At 68.8% G+C, this 16,391-nt stretch carries 13 protein-coding genes; 6 read left to right on the top strand and 7 right to left on the bottom strand.

Going from position 1 to position 16,391, the window contains the following annotated elements:
* Positions 1–30: 30 nt before the first annotated feature.
* The 3 genes from MOX01_RS13845 to MOX01_RS13835 are packed head-to-tail and all read right to left on the bottom strand — an operon-like array spanning position 31 to position 3,331.
* Positions 31–1,533 (bottom strand): sensor histidine kinase, encoded by a 1,503-nt coding sequence (locus MOX01_RS13845; RefSeq protein ID WP_113681294.1) that lies wholly within the window; start codon positions 1,531–1,533, stop codon positions 31–33.
* Between the two features lie 26 nt (positions 1,534–1,559).
* Positions 1,560–2,288, bottom strand: a complete 729-nt coding sequence (locus MOX01_RS13840; RefSeq protein WP_045262204.1) for a response regulator transcription factor — start codon at positions 2,286–2,288, stop codon at positions 1,560–1,562.
* 44 nt (positions 2,289–2,332) lie between these two features.
* Entirely contained in the window at positions 2,333–3,331 is a 999-nt protein-coding gene (locus MOX01_RS13835) for an acetylxylan esterase (protein WP_211368768.1), read from the bottom strand.
* 124 nt (positions 3,332–3,455) lie between these two features.
* Between MOX01_RS13835 and MOX01_RS13830 the strand changes: the two genes are divergently transcribed.
* On the top strand, positions 3,456–7,466 hold the full coding sequence (locus tag MOX01_RS13830) for a golvesin C-terminal-like domain-containing protein (RefSeq protein ID WP_141370168.1): 4,011 nt from the start codon (positions 3,456–3,458) through the stop codon (positions 7,464–7,466).
* A gap of 81 nt (positions 7,467–7,547) precedes the next feature.
* On the opposite strand, the gene MOX01_RS13825 is transcribed toward MOX01_RS13830, so the two are convergent.
* Positions 7,548–8,708 (bottom strand): mandelate racemase/muconate lactonizing enzyme family protein, encoded by a 1,161-nt coding sequence (locus tag MOX01_RS13825; protein WP_141370166.1) that lies wholly within the window; start codon positions 8,706–8,708, stop codon positions 7,548–7,550.
* 80 nt (positions 8,709–8,788) lie between these two features.
* Positions 8,789–9,592 carry an IclR family transcriptional regulator gene (locus MOX01_RS13820; protein WP_046748916.1) on the bottom strand — a complete coding sequence of 268 codons (804 nt, stop codon included), beginning with the start codon at positions 9,590–9,592 and terminating at the stop codon, positions 8,789–8,791.
* 228 nt (positions 9,593–9,820) lie between these two features.
* Here MOX01_RS13820 and MOX01_RS13815 point away from each other — a divergent pair, with 228 nt between their 5' ends.
* Genes MOX01_RS13815 through MOX01_RS13805 form a run of 3 tightly spaced genes read left to right on the top strand, consistent with a single transcriptional unit; the run spans position 9,821 to position 12,981 of the window.
* On the top strand, positions 9,821–10,759 hold the full coding sequence (locus tag MOX01_RS13815) for a carbohydrate ABC transporter permease (RefSeq protein WP_045262209.1): 939 nt from the start codon (positions 9,821–9,823) through the stop codon (positions 10,757–10,759).
* On the top strand, positions 10,759–11,616 hold the full coding sequence (locus MOX01_RS13810; protein WP_052674532.1) for a carbohydrate ABC transporter permease: 858 nt from the start codon (positions 10,759–10,761) through the stop codon (positions 11,614–11,616). The genes MOX01_RS13815 and MOX01_RS13810 overlap by 1 nt, the downstream gene beginning before the upstream one ends.
* A gap of 51 nt (positions 11,617–11,667) precedes the next feature.
* Complete coding sequence (locus MOX01_RS13805) at positions 11,668–12,981, top strand: type 2 periplasmic-binding domain-containing protein (RefSeq protein ID WP_141370164.1); 1,314 nt, start codon at positions 11,668–11,670, stop codon at positions 12,979–12,981.
* A 75-nt stretch (positions 12,982–13,056) separates the two neighbouring features.
* On the opposite strand, the gene MOX01_RS13800 is transcribed toward MOX01_RS13805, so the two are convergent.
* Together MOX01_RS13800 and MOX01_RS13795 are read right to left on the bottom strand one after the other, a co-directional pair.
* Positions 13,057–13,776, bottom strand: coding sequence for an SDR family NAD(P)-dependent oxidoreductase (locus MOX01_RS13800; RefSeq protein WP_046748917.1), 720 nt, complete (start codon positions 13,774–13,776; stop codon positions 13,057–13,059).
* Positions 13,773–14,666: a dihydrodipicolinate synthase family protein gene (locus MOX01_RS13795; protein ID WP_230977940.1), complete on the bottom strand. Its 894-nt coding sequence runs from the start codon at positions 14,664–14,666 to the stop codon at positions 13,773–13,775. Before MOX01_RS13795 ends, MOX01_RS13800 begins: the two co-directional genes overlap by 4 nt.
* A gap of 137 nt (positions 14,667–14,803) precedes the next feature.
* Between MOX01_RS13795 and MOX01_RS13790 the strand changes: the two genes are divergently transcribed.
* Both MOX01_RS13790 and MOX01_RS13785 read left to right on the top strand, forming a co-directional pair.
* A complete protein-coding gene (locus MOX01_RS13790) occupies positions 14,804–15,712 on the top strand; it encodes an SMP-30/gluconolactonase/LRE family protein (RefSeq protein ID WP_141370160.1) in 909 nt (302 codons plus the stop codon).
* Positions 15,709–16,353: a bifunctional 4-hydroxy-2-oxoglutarate aldolase/2-dehydro-3-deoxy-phosphogluconate aldolase gene (locus MOX01_RS13785; RefSeq protein ID WP_206549501.1), complete on the top strand. Its 645-nt coding sequence runs from the start codon at positions 15,709–15,711 to the stop codon at positions 16,351–16,353. Before MOX01_RS13790 ends, MOX01_RS13785 begins: the two co-directional genes overlap by 4 nt.
* The last annotated feature ends 38 nt before the right edge of the window (positions 16,354–16,391 follow it).

Genomic DNA, 16,391 nt, shown 5'->3' with positions numbered 1-16,391 from the left:
CTGTGCTCGTGGCGGGCGCTGTGCTGCGGGTCAGGCGTCCGTAGCGGCGGTGTCGGGGGAGGCTGCCGGATTCGTCGGGATGCGGACGCTGAAGGTGGTGTTCCCTGGCTCGCTGTCCACCGTGATGGAGCCGTGGTGGCCCTCGACGATGGCCTTCACGATCGCGAGGCCGAGCCCCGTCCCGCCGGTCTGGCGCGCACGGGAGCTGTCTCCGCGGGCGAAGCGGGCGAACAGCTCGTCTCGGATGGCCGGATCGATCCCCGGACCGTCGTCGTGCACGCGCAGCACCGCCTCATCGCCCTCCTGCGCGACGCTCAGTGTCACCGTCGTGCCGGCCGGCGTGTGCGTGCGGGCGTTCGCGAGCAGGTTGGCCACGACCTGGTGCATGCGTCCCGCATCTCCCAGGATCGTGACGGGCTCGTCGGGCACGTCGATCTTCCAGTGGTGGTCCACGGCCGTGGGGCGCGCATCCGACAGCCCTTCCAGCGCCAGCTGGGTGAGGTCGACCGTGCCGTAGACGAGCTCCCGGCCTTCGTCGAGGCGGGCGAGCAGCAGCAGGTCCTCGACGAGCCTGGTCATCCGCAGCGACTGCGCCTGGATGCGCTCGAGCGAAGAGGTGGTGCTCTCGATGACCTCCGGTCGCTCGGACGGTTCCTTCGTCTGGCGGAGAGCTCGCAGCGAGAGCTCGGAGTAGCCGCGGATCGAGGCGAGCGGTGTGCGCAGCTCGTGGCTGGCATCGGCGACGAACCGCCGCATCCGCTCCTCGTTCTTCTGCCGGGACGCGAGCGAGGTGTTCACGTGATCGAGGAGCTTGTTCAACGACGCCCCGACCAGCCCGGTCTCGGTGCGCGGATCGGCCTCGGAGGCGGGGACGCGCTCCGTGATGGTCACCTCGCCGCGATCGAGCTGCTGGTTGGCGACCCTGGTCGCGGTGGTCGCGACGGCGCGCAGCGGGCGCAGGCTCACGCGGATCGTGATCGCCGTGGTGAGGGCCAGCAGGATCAGGCCGCCGATCGTGGCGAGCGCGATCACCGTGAGGAGCTGCGTGAGCTGGTTCTGGATCTCGTCGCGGGGGAGGCCGGTCACCACGATGACCCCGTTGTTCGTCGGCAGCGCCATCACCCGGTACGAGCCCACGTCGCTGATGGAGACTGAGGCGACCGATGAGTCCTTCAGCGCGCCGGCGATCTCCGCCAGCTGGGCCCCGCTGAGGGTCTGCAGCGACCCGGCGAGGGGGTCGCCGTCCGTGGTCTTGGCGACGACGCCGCTGAAGCCGGTCACGGGGCTCGAGACCACGAAGAGCACACCCACCGGCGGTGCGGAGCTGTTCGCGAGCACGTTCTGCGCGGTGGCGGACGACGGGGGGAACGCCTCGGTCACCCGGACGAGCTGGTGCGCATTATTGGAGAGCTTCTGGTCGAGCTGATCCTCCATGGTCTTGCCCAGCGTCGCGCTGGTGATGATGGCGACGATGATGAGGATCAGCGAGACGAACCCGATCACGGCGGTCATCAGCCGTGTCTGCAGGCTCATCGGCCGTCTCATCGTCGTCGCCGAGCTCACTGAGGGGCCTTGATCATGTAGCCGACGCCGCGGACGGTGTGCAGCAGCGGCGTGCGTCCGGCGTCGATCTTCTTGCGCAGGTACGAGATGTACAGCTCGACGACCGATGACTTGCCGCCGAAGTCGTAGCTCCACACCCGGTCGAGGATCTGCGCCTTCGAGAGCACCCGGCGCTCGTTGCGCATCAGGTAGCGCAACAGCTCGAACTCGGTCGCGGTGAGCTCGATCTCGGTGCCGTCGCGCACGACCTCGTGGCTGTCCTCGTTGAGGGTGAGGTCGGCGACGCGCAGGATCGACTGGCCGTCGTCAGCGGTGGCGTGGCCGGTGCGGCGGATGATCGCCCGCAGGCGCGCGATCACCTCTTCCAGGCTGAAGGGCTTGGTGACGTAGTCGTCGCCGCCGGCGGTGAGTCCTGCGACGCGGTCGCCCACGGCATCCTTGGCGGTGAGGAAGAGCACGGGGACGAGGTTGCCGGCATCCCGGAGCCGCTTGAGCACCGACATGCCGTCGAGGTCGGGCATCATGATGTCGAGCACGAGGGCATCGGGTTCGAACTCGCGCGCGACCTGGAGGGCCTCCATGCCGGAGGAGGCGGTGCGCACCTCCCAGCCCTCCATGCGCAGGGCCATCGCGAGCAGGTCGGTAAGCATCTGCTCGTCGTCGACGGCGAGGATGCGCAAGGGGGAGCCGTCGGGACGGCGCAGTTCGGGCAGGTCGCTGGTCATGTCCCTATTCTGCGGAATCTCCTATGCGATTTCTATGGAGAACGCTATGCGTTGTCTGAGAGTACTTCAGAGAGGCGTTCATCGGGCAGGGCGAGGAAGTCGATGCCGTCCTGCAGCGCGAGTCGGTCCGACAGCTCGCCGACCGTTCCGGGGAGGTGGCCCGCCGCCCGCACGCCGAGGCGCTTCGGGCCGGACACGGCGTGGTAGACCGCGAACTGCCCGCGTGGATCGACGGCGGGGTCGAGCACGGCCGCGCTCACGTGCACGGGCAGCTGCAGCCGCCGGGCCGCGATCGCCGCGTCGAAGTAGTCGAGCACTGGCCGGACCTCCGGGTGTTCGCGGAGGTGCAGGCGCACGGCCTCACCACTCCCGGTGCATCTCCGTGACAGGCGCACGTCATGGTTGCCGAAGCTCGGGACATCGAGCGCGGCGCGACGGAACCTCCCGTCCCACGGCAGGGCGAGCGCGCCGATGCCGCCGCCGAAGCTACCGCCGCTGAAGTCGAGCGCTCCCGCTGCGGATGGGGCCATCTCGAGGAGCACGGTCGCCGCTCGCCAGATGTCGGCGGCGCTGAAGCGGTGCGAGTAGGTGTCGCGGTGTTCGATCCCTGCCAGCACGTGCTCGTCGGGCGATGCGGGGAACCGGCTGCTCGTGCCGATATGGGTTCCGGGGGCGACCGGGAAGATCGCGGCGGCGTCGGAGGCGACGCGTTCGATGTCGGGGCCGGTGCGACCGCCGTAACCGTGGCCGACGACGAGGCCTCGGCGGGTCACGTCGGCAGCGTGCGGAAGCATCACGAACGCGACGGCCGCCTCGCCGGCGGAGGAGCGGAAGCGGATCTCGGCGACGCGATGCGTCGGGGTCTCGGGGTGCTCCTGGACGACCTCCCAGGCCACGCTGCCCGTGCCGAACTCCTCGAAGGAGGCCCTCCAGAAATCGTCGAAATCCGACGGTTCCACGGGGGGATCGAGTGGGGTCAGGAGCGTGCTCAGCGAGTACTCCGTCATCTCCTCAGGCGGGGTCTCGGGCGGGGAATGCGTCACCGCGTGCATCCTTTCGGGTGGGCTGCCTCGTCGACGCTACCGGTGTCGACGGGGCATGTGGGCTCGGGTGATCGGTGCGGCGCATGCATTGACATCATCGCATAGGGATTGCATTATGTGCATCATGGATGCAACTCCTGGCGACGGTGCCGAACACAATCCCCTGATGTGGAGCCGACGCTCCGTGCTGCGAATGCTCGTGATCGCCGGCGTGCTCCCCCCGGTGCTCGGCTCGCCGGGCGGCATGGCCCCCGCGGCGGCCACCGAACTCACCACCGCGGGCGGGGTGTATGCCGATGCTCTGCGGCGACTGGACAAACCGAACCTCGCCTTCACACAGGTCGCTCAGCTGGTGGGACAGAACCATCGCATGACCTTCCTGCAGGCGACGTGGGACGGCGGCGCGACGATCGTGCGCGACCTCGAGGTCAAGCACAACGGCGGATGGCTGCAGATCACCGACCCCGCCCACCGCTTCGACGAGCAGTGGCTCGTGCTGGAGGGCACGCTGCCGGCCGGGAGCGCTCCGGAGCTGTACGGCCCGCTCGCGCCGAGCTGGCTGGGCTTCACCTCGTTCCAGGTGCTCGGGCCGCAGGCGATCGAACTGACCACCAGCACAGACGACGTCGACCTGGTGGTCCGCTGGCGGCTGGAGGGAGCGCAGCCCGAGGCGCACTACGTGCTCACGGCCAAGACCGCAGGCGACTACATCGTCGGTTACCAGAGCCAGGACACCCGGTCGATCGACGACCTCGACGAGGTGCTCTGCGGGTCCTATCAGCACGCCCTCTCGGTGCTCGACGGCTCGGCGCCGCTGGGGGCGTGGGAGCTCTTCGCACCGATGGCGCTGACGCAGTACGCGATCGGCGACGTCGCCGTCACCTCGGGTGTCTATCTGCCGTCGGAGGTCGCCGAGTTCGTGCACGAGCGGCAGCTGATGTCGGACCGACAGCCGTACGGCATGAGTCTGCGCAACGACAGCCTCGACATCGTGCCGTCCATGTACGCACCCCAGCCGGGGCTGCGGACGGCGATGACGGTCGGTCAGCAGCGTGGGTTCGCCTTCGGCCTCGCCGCGCGCGCCGACACGCTGTACGGCACCTACACGCAGCTGTGCCGAAACGAGTACGGCCTCACGGCGTACCGGCACAACGTCTACGACCGGTCGCTCACCGACGCCGTGCACGCCATGGCCGAGCTGATCGCCGTCGAGCCCAGCGGCGACGACTCCATCGACTACGTGCCGTCGTACTCGGGGTGGTGGAACCGTGCCAAGGGGTTCGTCGACGTCGAGAACGAGGATGCCGTCCGCGCGGCGGCGAGCGGCGTCGTGCTCTCTGCGCACTACCTGACGGGAACCGCGGACAGCACCCTCTACGACCGCCGTGCCAGGCCGCTCGTCGAGTATCAGCTCTCCCGCAAGGGCATCGGGCATACGCCGATGATCGGCAGCCCGGTCTACAACGACAAGACGCAGTACCGGATCGGTCGGATCCCCACCGACGCCGTGAACCTCGCGTCGCTGTATCAGCTCACCCACGGGCGCAACGCCGGCATCCAGCGGCTCGCGGTGCAGGCGACCAAAGCGGGTGTGGTCGGGCAGAGCAGAGCCCCGTTCTCGAACGCGCTGGCGACGTACCGGGTGACGGGGGATCCGGCCTATCTCGCGGAAGCCACCTTGATCGCGCGGCGGTACTCGCAGGAGCAGATCCTGACGCCCTATCGCAGCAACGGCCAGCCGCCCGGTGGCTTCGCCTACAGCTTCTCGAAGTACTGGGTCGACCTGCTGGAGATGTTCGAGGCCACGGGGGAGTCCGAGTTCCTCGACGGCGCGTACCGCGAGGTGCAGCGCTTCATCACGCAGACGGCCGTGCGCCCCGTGCCGGACACGACGGTCACGGTGCCGGTCGGTTCCGTGATCAGGCAGCAGTACGACTGGGAGTCGCGCTCGTCCCTCCCGTCGTATCCCACCACCGACGTGCCGACCGAGACGGTGCCGGCCTGGTACGTGTCCCCGTCGGGGCTCACGTTCGAGGCATTGTCGTCGTTCAAGCTCGGTGTCAGCACGCTGGCGAACCCGGGTGGCGGCTACGTGTTCAACCCGTGCTGGGCCGGAGCACTGCTGCGCCTGGCACACCACACCGGAGACGAGCTGCTCGCCGACATCGCGCACAACATGGTGATCGGTCGCTTCACCACGTACCCCGGTTACTACGGGCGGCAGTTCCAGGTCGCGCACATGAAACCCGACTTCGCGACAAGCGGCCCGGTGGGCATCACGGGGTACTACTTCCACCACGCACCGGCCCAGCTCGGACTCGCGATGGACTACCTGATCAGCGAGAGCTTCTATCGGAGCGCGGGGGCGATCGAGTTCCCGCACGTGTTCGAGGCCGATTTCGCGTACTTCAAGTTCTTCGCCTACGGCCATACCCCGGGAACGTTCTTCGGTGAAGACGGGGTCTGGCCGTACCTTCCCGCGGGGCTCATCGCGGTCGACAACCCTCTGGTCAACTGGATCGGCGGTGTCGGCAACGGCGCCCTGTACATCAGCCTGACCAACTCCGCCGGGACCGCGCAGCAGGTGGTCGTCGACCTCTCCAGCGACCTCACCGGGGTGCCCCGGAACTCCTCGACGCCCGTGGAGCTGGTGACGGCGAACGGCACTCGATCGACCGGAGCGGCGAGCAGCGGACGGGTCACCGTGACGGTCCCCGCGCGCGGGCTGGTGGCCCTCGTGGTGCGCGACGTCGACGTGCAGCGTCCCGAACTGCCGTTCGACGACATCGTCGATCACGGGCCGGACAGCTTCCACGAGGTCGACTCCGACCCGGCGACCGAGTACGGCGTCGCGCGAGGGATGCTCCTGGTGCGCCCCGACGGTCAGGGGTACGACGCGTACGTGCAGATCGACACGGAACAGCAGGCGACGCTGTCGTACCGGATCGGCGGGAACGCGGTGCAGCAGGCGCCCCAGAAGGCGTACCCGTTCGAATGGACGATCCCGGTCGACGACCTGACCGACACCTTCCGGTACACGATCACCTCCGGCGGAGTGACTACGCCCGAGGTCACGCTGAAGCTGCCCGCACGGATCAGCGGTGCGAACCCGGGTCTCGCGGGAGATGTCATCGCGCAGGCGACGGGCACCGCCGGCGACCGTGTGCCGCTGACGATCGAAGTGCGCAACGCGACGGACGATCCGATCACCGGCACGGTCGCGATCACACTCCCGTCCGGGTGGCAGCTCGACGGCGCGGTCCCGGCCGTCTCCGTCCCGGCGCAGGGCTCAGCCCGCGTGGAATCGGCCGCGGTGATCGCCACCGCCGCACCGCTCGGTGAGGTCGAGGTGAAGGCGAAGCTCACGGTCACGGGCGAGGACCCCGTCACGCTCAGACCGGCCGCGATCGAGGTGATCGACCGGCGCCGACTGGTGTCGCTCACCTCCGATGTCGAGATCGTGAGCGGGCCGGGCGCCGTCGCGAAGCTGACCGCACTCGTCATCAACACCGGGGTGACGCCCCTGCAGGGCACGCTCGCCCTCTACGGGCTCACGGGGTGGAGCGTCGGACAGCAGAGCACGACGATCACCGTGCCACCGCGATCGGATCTGACCCATACCTGGACGGTGACGGCCGGCTCCGGTGTCGCACCCGGATCGTCGACGCGCTTCGAGGCACGCCTCGATCAGAGCCTCAGGAGGGGAGTGGTCGTGCGCGTCGCCGACGAGGGCGTGATCGCCCACACGCAGTCGCCGTGGCCGGGGTACCTCGAGGCGGGGAACTGGTACCCCAGCGGACTCTCCGGCTGGAACGGCACCCGCACGCGGTACAGCGATTCCGACTCGGTGGGCAGCACTGTGACGTGGAACGTCGACCTCCCGCAGGCAGGGCTCTACCGTGTCTCGGTCTGGTACCCGACGAACCCCACGACCACGACGTCGGCGGCCTACGTCGTGGAGCATCAGAACGGCAGCTCCGAGGTGATCGTGGACCAGACCCAGGGCGCAGCCGCCTGGCGCTCGCTGGGCTCGTTCCGCTACGCGGCCGGTGCGACGGGCACGGTGCGACTCGAGGTGCGCAACACCAGCATCCACCGGGTCAGCGCCGCGCAGTTCGTCCGTATCGGCGACTGACTCCCCGGTTCGAATCGCGCAAATGGTCGCATCCGCCAGGCGGATGCGACCATTTGCGCGATTCTGAGGAGAGTTGACGACTCAGTGGCGCACGTACTCCTTGATCGCGTCCTCGTCGACCGCGACGCCGAGGCCCGGGCCGGTCGGGACGACGAAGCCGCCGTCGGCGCGCACCTCGAGGGGCGTCGTGAGCAGACGGTTGGCGACCGGGAGCGTGAACGGCTGGTACTCGAACGCGAGGAGCGAGGCGGCGCTCGCCGCGACGTGAACGCCGGCGGCCATCGCGATGCCGAAGGCCGCCGAGTGGTGAGGGGCGACCTGCACGTGGAAGGCGTCGGCGACCGCCGAGATCGCGAGGCCCTCGGTGATGCCGGTACGGCCGATGTCGGGCTGCGTGAGGCCGACCGCGCGGCGGGTGAGCCAGTCGGTGAACTCGAAGCGGCTGCGCATCGCCTCGCCGACCGCGATCGGCGTCGCGAGCGCGGAAGCGAGGTCTCGGTGGCCCTCCACGTCTTCCGGAGCGAGTGGCGCCTCGAAGAACCAGGCCCTGCGGTCGTCGAGCTCCCGGCCGAGAGCACGGGCCTCGCCGAGGCGGTAGGTCCAGTGCGCGTCGAGCGCGACGTCGAGGTCGGGGTGAACGCCGCGGACCGCATCGTAGGTGGCGAGGTCGGTGCGGATGTCGACGCCGAGGTGCAGCTTGATGCGCCGCACGCCCCCTTCGACGAGCTCGGCCGTCTTCTCCGCGCGCTCGACGTCGTCTACGCCGCGGATGCCCGAGACGTACGTGGGCAGCACCTCGTGGAAGCGTCCGCCGGCGAGCTCCGAGACCGAGAGCCCGGTCGCGTGACCCCAGAGGTCCCACAGGGCGATGTCGACGGCTGCCATGGCGTCGGCCTGATGGCCGGTGAGGTGCCCGCGCTCGCGCATCGACTCGGTCATCCGGTGCCAGAGCGTGCGCACCGAACGCGGGTCCTCGCCGAGGATGAGCGGGGCCAGCAGGTTGTCCACGATCGCCGCGACCACGACCGGGGCGACCGGAGCGAGCGCTTCGCCCCACCCGATCAGCCCCTCGTCGGTCTCGATCTTCACCAGCAGGGTCTCGTAACCGGGCGAGTACAGGCTCCGCCACGGTGGGCGGATCACATAGCCGCGGTGGTCGATGGCGGTGTCGCCCGCGTAGGAGTTGTTCGCCTCCTCCTTCGAGAGGTAGAGGGGAAAGGTCTGGACGCGCGTGATTCTCACAGGGGTCTCCAAAGACATCGATGGGCGAGCGGCCGGCGGCTGGTGCCGCGGTCAGGGGTAGGGAGCGTCGCGGCCGGGCGTCAGAGCGCGGCGAACGCGGATGCGGTGCGGGAAGGGCTGTATCCGAGGGCGACGGAGATCTCGTCGGCGGCTTCGATCAGCTGCAGCGCGAGCTCCTGATGCGGGGCGTGCAGATCCAACACGGACAGCGGGCCGCTCGCCGAGATGCCGGCCACGATCTCGCCCGCACGGTTGCGGATCGGGGCGGCGATGCAGGCGCGTCCGAAGGCGAGTTCCTCGATCTCGGTCGAGTAGCCGCGGCTGCGCGTCTCATCGAGCGCGAGCTGCATGGCCTCGCGGTCGACGATCGTGTGCGGGGTGAAGCGCTGCGGTGCCTGTGCGAAGTACTCGTCCACCTGCGCGTCGGTCATGCCGGAGAGCAGTGCCTTGCCGATGCCGGTGGCGTGCAGGGGACCCGTGCGGCCCGCCATGTCGAACGACTTCGGTGCGAGCGCCCCCTCGAAGTTGCACAGGTACATGAAGGTGAAGCCGCTGAGCTCGGCGACGTTCACACCGATCTCGATCCGGCGGGCGAGGTTCTGCGCGATCTGCCGCGCTGCGCGGAAGATGGGGGAGCCGTTGAGGGCGATCGTGCCGAGCGAGACGGCGGCCGGACCCAGGCGGTACAGGCCGGTGCGCGGGTCCTGGACCACGAACTTCATGCGGTCCAGCGCCGACATCATCCGCGAGACCGTGGACTGGCCCAGCCCGGTGAGGGTGCAGAGCTCCGAGACCCGCAGTTCGCCCGACTCCTCGGTGAAGCAGGCGAGCAACGACATCGCCCGTTCGACGGTCTGGGTGCCGCCCACCGATTCCGATGCCATGGTCACTCCTCCTCAGTACTGTCGCCGCGTGGGCGACGTCGCGGCTGGTCACCGCTGCCAGTCATCCTATTCAGAGAAATGGCTTCGAGCAACACAAATGTGGGTGTCGTATGCATTTTGTGGATTTCGCATCCGCATTGTGGTTAACTGGCCGCACGTCGACGTTGACGACTGTGACGACGACGCGCAGGGCCCCGCGGGGGTCGTCTCTACTGGAAAGTGACTGCAATGCAACAAGCCATACTCGAGCGGCCCGCAGAGAGCGAGCAGAAGGCCGTCGAGCCACGCTCCGGGCGACGCTCCACGCTGGGCGCGAAGGATCGCACCTTCGGTTTCATGATCGCACTTCCCGCGGTCCTCCTGTTCCTCGTGATCGCGATCTTCCCTCTCGTGTCGAGCATCTTCACGAGCCTGTTCGATCAATCCCTCCTGCGTCCGGAGCGCACGTTCGTCGGTCTCGACAACTACGCGGCCGTCTGGGACGAGTTCTTCGCGCGGCTCGGCACGACCCTCGTCTTCGCGTCGCTCTCCACGATCTTCCCGCTCGTGCTCGGCGTGGCCCTGGCGCTGCTGCTGAACGCCCGCATGCGCGGACGGAACATCCTGCGCGGGGCCCTCATGCTTCCCTGGCTGCTCCCCGGTGTGGTCGTCTCCTTCCTCTGGGCGTGGATCTTCAACGACAGCTACGGCGTCGTCAACCACGTGCTCTCGGTGTTCGGCCTTCCCGAGGTCAGCATGCTGGGCACCCCGACCGGCGCCATGGCGGCCGTGGTCATCGCCAAGACGTGGCACTCGTTCCCCTGGATCATGGTCGTGGCCCTCGCGGTGCTGCAGACCCTTCCGAGCGAGCAGATCGAGGCCGCCACCATCGACGGTGCGACTCGCGCGCAGCGGTTCCGCCACATCTCCCTGCCGCACATCGCAGGCCCCGTGACCCTCGTCGCCGTCCTGGAGTTCATCTATAACTTCGGCAACTTCGACACGATCTTCGTCATGACCGGTGGAGGGCCGGGCAACTCGACCACGACGCTCGCGGTCAGCCTCTACGATCTCGCCTTCGGCAGCTACGAGCTGGGCAAGGCCTCAGCCATGGGCACGCTCTGGCTGGTCCTGCTGGCCATCATCACCACCGGATACCTGTTCCTCAACCGACGGCTGGAGAAGTGATGCGCCGTAGTCGCGATGTGGGGGAGTCGATCATCCGCCCCCACCTGTCCATCCCGGGACGTGTCCTGCTCCTGCTGCTGGCGCTGTTCGGCCTGCTCCCGGTGTACTGGCTCACGGCCACCGCTTTCACGAAGAAGGAGGACGTCTTCTCCCTCGACCGTCCGTTCTTCCCTGTGGATCCGACCTTCGAGAACTTCATCGGCTTCTTCCAGAACGACCTGCTGCTGAAGAACCTCCTCAACAGCATCATCGTCTCCACCGGAACCGCTCTGCTCGCCGTCCTGGTCGGCGGACTGATGGCGTACTCCCTGTCGAAGTTCCGCTACCGCGGTCGCAACGCCGTCATGTTCATGTTCCTCATCGGTCAGCTGATCCCCGGTGCGCTGCTGCTCATCTCGCTTTACCTGATGCTGAGCTCGGCAGGGCTGCTGTACACCTATACGGCACTGATCATCTCGTTCACGACGTTCACGCTGCCGCTCGCGGTGTTCCTGCTGAAGGGCATCATCGACGCACTGCCGGACGACATCATCGAGGCGGCCAAGGTCGACGGACTCTCGCGCACGGGGACGATGTTCCGCATCGTGTTCCCGCTCGTGGTCCCCGGACTCATCACCGCCGGGATGTTCGCCTTCATGCGGGGCTGGAGCGATCTCCTCTTCGCCCTCACGCTCGCAGGACCCGACAAGCAGACGCTGCCGGCGGGTCTCACCCAGGCGTTCATCCGCGAGGGCACGGCGGACTGGCCGGCGCTCATGGCGGCGTCCCTGATCACCTCCCTCCCACTCGTCCTCATCTTCATCCTCCTGCAGCGCTACTTCGTCTCCGGCCTCGCCGCCGGGGCGGTCAAGGGATAGCGCCGCACCGCAGCACCGCTCGTCACCCCTCATCCCGAAGGAGCAGTCTCCATGAACATCTCGAACTCGCAGCTGAGCCGCCGAGCCTTCCTCGGAGGCGGAACCGTCCTGGCGGCGTTCGGCGCACTCGCGCTCGCCGGCTGTGCGACCCCCGCCGCCCCCGGCTCCGGAGCCGGAGCCACGGCCGCAGGAGCCACCAAGGCCAAGACCATCAACTTCTACGGCAACTCGCTCGGCGAAGAGGCTCTGAAGTCGGCGTGGCAGGGCATCCTCGACGGCTTCTCGAAGCAGGAGGGCGTCAAGGTCGCCCCGGTCATCTACCCCTACGATCAGGCCGCCACGCAGCTGGCTCTGACCGGACGCTCCGGCAACCTCATGGGCGTCGGGCAGTCGGGCGGGTGGCAGGTGCTGACCCCCATGAACGTGCTCGCCGACCTCTCCGACCTCGCGAAGGGGCTGGGCATCCCGCAGGGTGTGCTCGACTCCTACACGATGGACGGCAAGCTGCTCGTGCTCCCGCTCACGGCTGCCGGTATCGGCATCATCACCAACGGCGAGATCGCGAAGAGCGTCGGCATCAAGTCGGGCATGACCGTGGAGCAGTTCGCCACGGCGCTCGAGAAGATCAAGAAGCAGGACTCGTCGCTGATCCCCTACGCCGCCGTCACGAAGAACCCCGACCTGAAGGACGCGGTCCCGTGGATGTGGGGCTTCGGCAGCGACGTGGTCACCGACGACCTGAAGTGCACCCTGGGAGATGCCGAGAGCGTCAAGGCCGTCACCTGGTACAAGTCCCTGCAGGATGCCGGTCTGACGCAGACGAACGTGGCACGCAGCGATGCCCGCATCCTGTTCGCGAGCGGTCGGGCGGCCCTGTACGACGATGCCCCGCTCGCGTCGACCTTCGTCAAGACGAACGGTGCGGCGCAGAACATCATCGACAACATCGGGGCCATCTCGCGCCCGACCGCCGGTGGCAAGGACTCGTTCAACCGGGCTTGGGGCAGTGGTGTCTTCGCGACCGCGGGGGAGGGCGAGCTCACGAGCCGCGACTTCATCCTCTACGCCGCGACGAACGTCGAAGCGGCGACCGCGCTCTACGAGAACTCCGCGGTGGCACCTGCCGCCAAGAGCGTCGCCGACAAGATCCCGGCCCTCGCGGCGGACAAGTTCCAGGGCGCGTTCCGCACCGAGGTCTCCGAGCATGCACGCGGTGCCGCGTGGGACCGCGTCGCGGTGACCGCGCAGATCGACGCCGCGATCGGCGCGGGTGTCGCGACGATCCTCGCCGGGCAGGTCGAGGTGCAGGCCGGCCTCAACGCGCTGAAGAAGGAAGTCCAGGGGCTGCTCGACGCCAACTCCTGATCGAGAGCTGCTGGAGATACGAAGAAGGCCGCGTCCCCGGAAAGGGACGCGGCCTTCTTCGTAGAGGTGAGCGGGTCAGAGCCAGCGTTCGCGCAGCACCGGCTTGAGCCAGGCCGCGGGGGAGGAGATCGACAGGCCGCCGTCGACCGCGATCGACGTGCCGGTGACGAAGGACGCGGCATCGGAGGCGAGGAACGCCACGACGGACGCGACCTCCTCCGGACGGCCGATGCGTCCGAGCGGGTAGCCCTCGCTCTCGCCGGTGTCCTGCGCGGAGATGCTGCCCGGCTGCACGGCGTTCACGCGGATGCCTCGGGGGCCGTAGTCCAGCGCCAGCTGCCGTACGAGGCCGTCCACTCCGGCCTTGGCGGCTGCGTAGGCGGCCAAGGCCGGGGCGGCGAGCGACGAGTTCACGGAGGTCACCGCGACGATCGACGATCCGGCGGAGAGACGGGGAAGAGCCGCGCGCGCCACGAAGAACGCCGAGTCGAGCGTGGCCCCCAGGGCGCCGCGCCAGTCTTCGTCGCTCGTGGTCTCGGCGCGGGCGATCGGCATGCGTCCGGCGGCGAGCACGACGACATCGAGTCGGCCGAGAGCCTGCTCCGCATCCGCGACGGCGCGATCGGCGGCCTCCGGCCGACTGCAGTCCGCGACGAGATACCGCGCGAAGACGGCGTCGTCGCTGTCATCGATCCCCACGCCGACGACGGTGTCCCCGCCGTCGGCGAAGGCGCGGGCGATCGCGAGACCGATGTCGGAGCTGCCGCCGATCAGCAGCACGCCGCGGCCGGTCACACGCGCACCGTGGTGGCGATGGGGGGAAGGGCGAGCTCGTCGATCACGAGCTTCACGGACGCACGGCTGCCGGAGTCGAGGCGCGACGCGGGGTAGCGGACCGTCGCGTGGTCGATGATGCCGCGCGCGACGAGAACCTCCTTGTGCACCGCCCATGCGATGCCGCCCTGCAGACCGATGAGCACGAGAGGGAGCATACGACGGAACTCGGCTCTGGCCTCGTCGACGCGCCCCTCCAGGAACCTGTCGAGCACCGGGCCGAGCAGGTCGGGGAACTCGCAGGCGGGCATCGTGCCGACGGCGCCCCTGGCGTACTCCTCCAGGCAGAACTGCGCGTTCTGTCCGCCGAGCACGGCGAAGTCGGGGTCATCGATCGCCGAGACCACGGCCCCGACCTTGGGTGCCGTCGGGGGAGCTTCCACCTTGACCGAGTCGACGCCGTCGAGCCGGGCGATCTCGGCGATCAGAGCCGGAGCCATCACCACGCCGGTCACGCCGGGAGCGTCCTGCACCATGACGGAGAGCGAGGTGGCCGCGGCCACGTCGCCGTAGAAGTCGACGAGCGTCGCTGCCGGCGGCTTCACCATGAACGGCGGAAGCACCATGAGCGCGTCGGCGCCCCCTTCCTCCGCGAGGAGCGCCTGCTCGATCGAGGTCGCGGTGGACGTGCCGTTGACGCCGGCGATCACCGGGATCCGGCCGTCGACCACCCGGACGACATCGTCCAGGATCGTCCGACGTTCCTCCGTCGTCAGTGCGAAGCCCTCGCTCGCCATGCCGAAGACGGCGACACCGTCGACCCCGGAGGCGAGCTGGAACTCGACCAGCCGACGCAGACCGGCACGGTCGAGGGCGCCCGATTCGTCGAAGGGTGTTGCCAGGATGGGCATCAAGCCATGGAGTGTCGGAGCCATCAGCTGTTTCCCGCCTTCATCATCGTCTGTCCACATTTCTCGCAAGTGTTATGCATATTGTGAGATAGTCTGCCACATAACGGTTACGAGCTACCAGCGAAGGACGCCCCCGGATGTCGCACACCCTGCCCTCCCGAACCGTCGAGATCCTCTCCGACGCCCGATACGTCCAGGCCGAGTCTCCGCGGTGGGACGGTCGCGACGGCAGCCTCGCCTGGATCGACATGGCCACGGGTTCGCTGCACCGCGGGCGTATCGACGGCGGGCGAGTGATCCCCGGGTCCGCGGTCGTCGTCGGCGCGCAGATCGGTGCCCCGATCCCGCTCGCGCAGCCGGGGCAGGGCTGGCTGGTCGGAGTCGATCGTCGCGTCGTGCACGTGAGCGACGACGGAGCCGTCTGCCCACTCACGGATGACATCGCCGCACCGGGGGACTACATGAACGACGGCGGCGGTGATCCGGTCGGTCGCTTCTGGGTGGGCAGCCAGTCGATGCCCCGCGACCCGCACTGCACGCTGTGGAGCATCGACCCCGATGGTGAGCCGACTGCTCGCCTGGAAGGGGTCACGGTGTCCAACGGTCTCGCCTTCGACAGCACGGGATCCACGCTGTTCTACATCGACACTCTGCCGGACCGCAGCATCGAGGCCTTCGACGTGGCGCCGGACGGGGAGCTGTCGAATCGCCGCACGGTGTGCCGGGTCGAGGGCGGCAACCCCGACGGCATGGCGATCGACCTCGAGGGCATGCTCTGGGTCGCGGTCTGGGACGCCTCCGAGGTGCGCCGCTACTCTCCCGACGGTCAGCTCGTGGAGACCATCGTCCTTCCGGCGAAGCGTCCGACCGCCGTAGCCCTCGTTGACCGGTTGCTCGTGATCACCACCGCGAGCATCGGCCTGGCAGAACCAGCTGACGCCGACGGTGCGCTTCTCGGCGTGCAGGTCGAGGTCGGAGGGGTCCCCGCATACCCGTGGCGAGGTGCGGTGCCGACGGCCCGCATCGCAGGGGAGGGCGCGCTGTGAGCGCCGTCGACAACGACCAGCTGCGGGAACGGTTGCGCCGCACGCGGCTCGTCGCGATCCTCCGCGGAACCGACGTCGATGCGACGGTCGCCGCGGCACGGACCCTCCTGGAAGCCGGCGTGCGCACGCTCGAGATCGCGCTCACCCTCCCCGACGCGGAGGAGGCGATCGCGCAGGTGGTGCACGACGCTCCGGTCGACGCGCTGATCGGCGCCGGCACCGTGCTCGACGAGGCGGATGTCGATCGCGCCGTATCCGCCGGCGCGCAGTTCATGGTCACCCCGACGCTCAGCGCATCTGTGCCCTACGCCGTCAGCTGCGGCATCGGCGTCCTGCCCGGTGTCTACACGCCGACGGAGGTCCAGCGCGGTCACGACCTCGGCAGCGCGGCGGTGAAGCTGTTCCCCGCGTCGGCGCTCGGTCCCGGCTTCATCCGCGCCGTGCGTGATCCGTTCCCGCACGCGCGGATCATCCCCGTGGGAGGTGTGAGCGTCGACACCGTCGGCGACTTTCTCGCGGCCGGTGCCTTCGGCGTCGGGGTCGGTGGACCTCTGGTCGGCGATGCGGCGACCTCAGGCGGCGACCTCGACGCTCTCGCTGTCCGCGCCAGGGCATTCGTGGAGGCCGTGCGGGCGGTGTGATCCGCGCTCCATAGCGTTCTCATCACCGGACCCTCGAT

The sequence above is a fragment of the Microbacterium oxydans genome (assembly GCF_006540085.1).
GTDB classification, from domain to species: domain Bacteria; phylum Actinomycetota; class Actinomycetes; order Actinomycetales; family Microbacteriaceae; genus Microbacterium; species Microbacterium oxydans.
This window is presented reverse-complemented; position numbering and strand designations above follow the sequence as displayed.

What these genes read in the sequence shown, in the direction of transcription:
- MOX01_RS13845 (WP_113681294.1), bottom strand. Translation starts at nt 1,533, where the DNA reads ATGAGCCTGCAGACACGGCTGATGACCGCCGTGATCGGGTTCGTCTCG.
- MOX01_RS13815 (WP_045262209.1), top strand. Translation starts at nt 9,821, where the DNA reads ATGCAACAAGCCATACTCGAGCGGCCCGCAGAGAGCGAGCAGAAGGCC.
- MOX01_RS13790 (WP_141370160.1), top strand. Translation starts at nt 14,804, where the DNA reads ATGTCGCACACCCTGCCCTCCCGAACCGTCGAGATCCTCTCCGACGCC.
- MOX01_RS13840 (WP_045262204.1), bottom strand. Translation starts at nt 2,288, where the DNA reads ATGACCAGCGACCTGCCCGAACTGCGCCGTCCCGACGGCTCCCCCTTG.
- MOX01_RS13820 (WP_046748916.1), bottom strand. Translation starts at nt 9,592, where the DNA reads ATGGCATCGGAATCGGTGGGCGGCACCCAGACCGTCGAACGGGCGATG.
- MOX01_RS13805 (WP_141370164.1), top strand. Translation starts at nt 11,668, where the DNA reads ATGAACATCTCGAACTCGCAGCTGAGCCGCCGAGCCTTCCTCGGAGGC.
- MOX01_RS13810 (WP_052674532.1), top strand. Translation starts at nt 10,759, where the DNA reads ATGCGCCGTAGTCGCGATGTGGGGGAGTCGATCATCCGCCCCCACCTG.
- MOX01_RS13795 (WP_230977940.1), bottom strand. Translation starts at nt 14,666, where the DNA reads ATGCCCATCCTGGCAACACCCTTCGACGAATCGGGCGCCCTCGACCGT.
- MOX01_RS13830 (WP_141370168.1), top strand. Translation starts at nt 3,456, where the DNA reads ATGGATGCAACTCCTGGCGACGGTGCCGAACACAATCCCCTGATGTGG.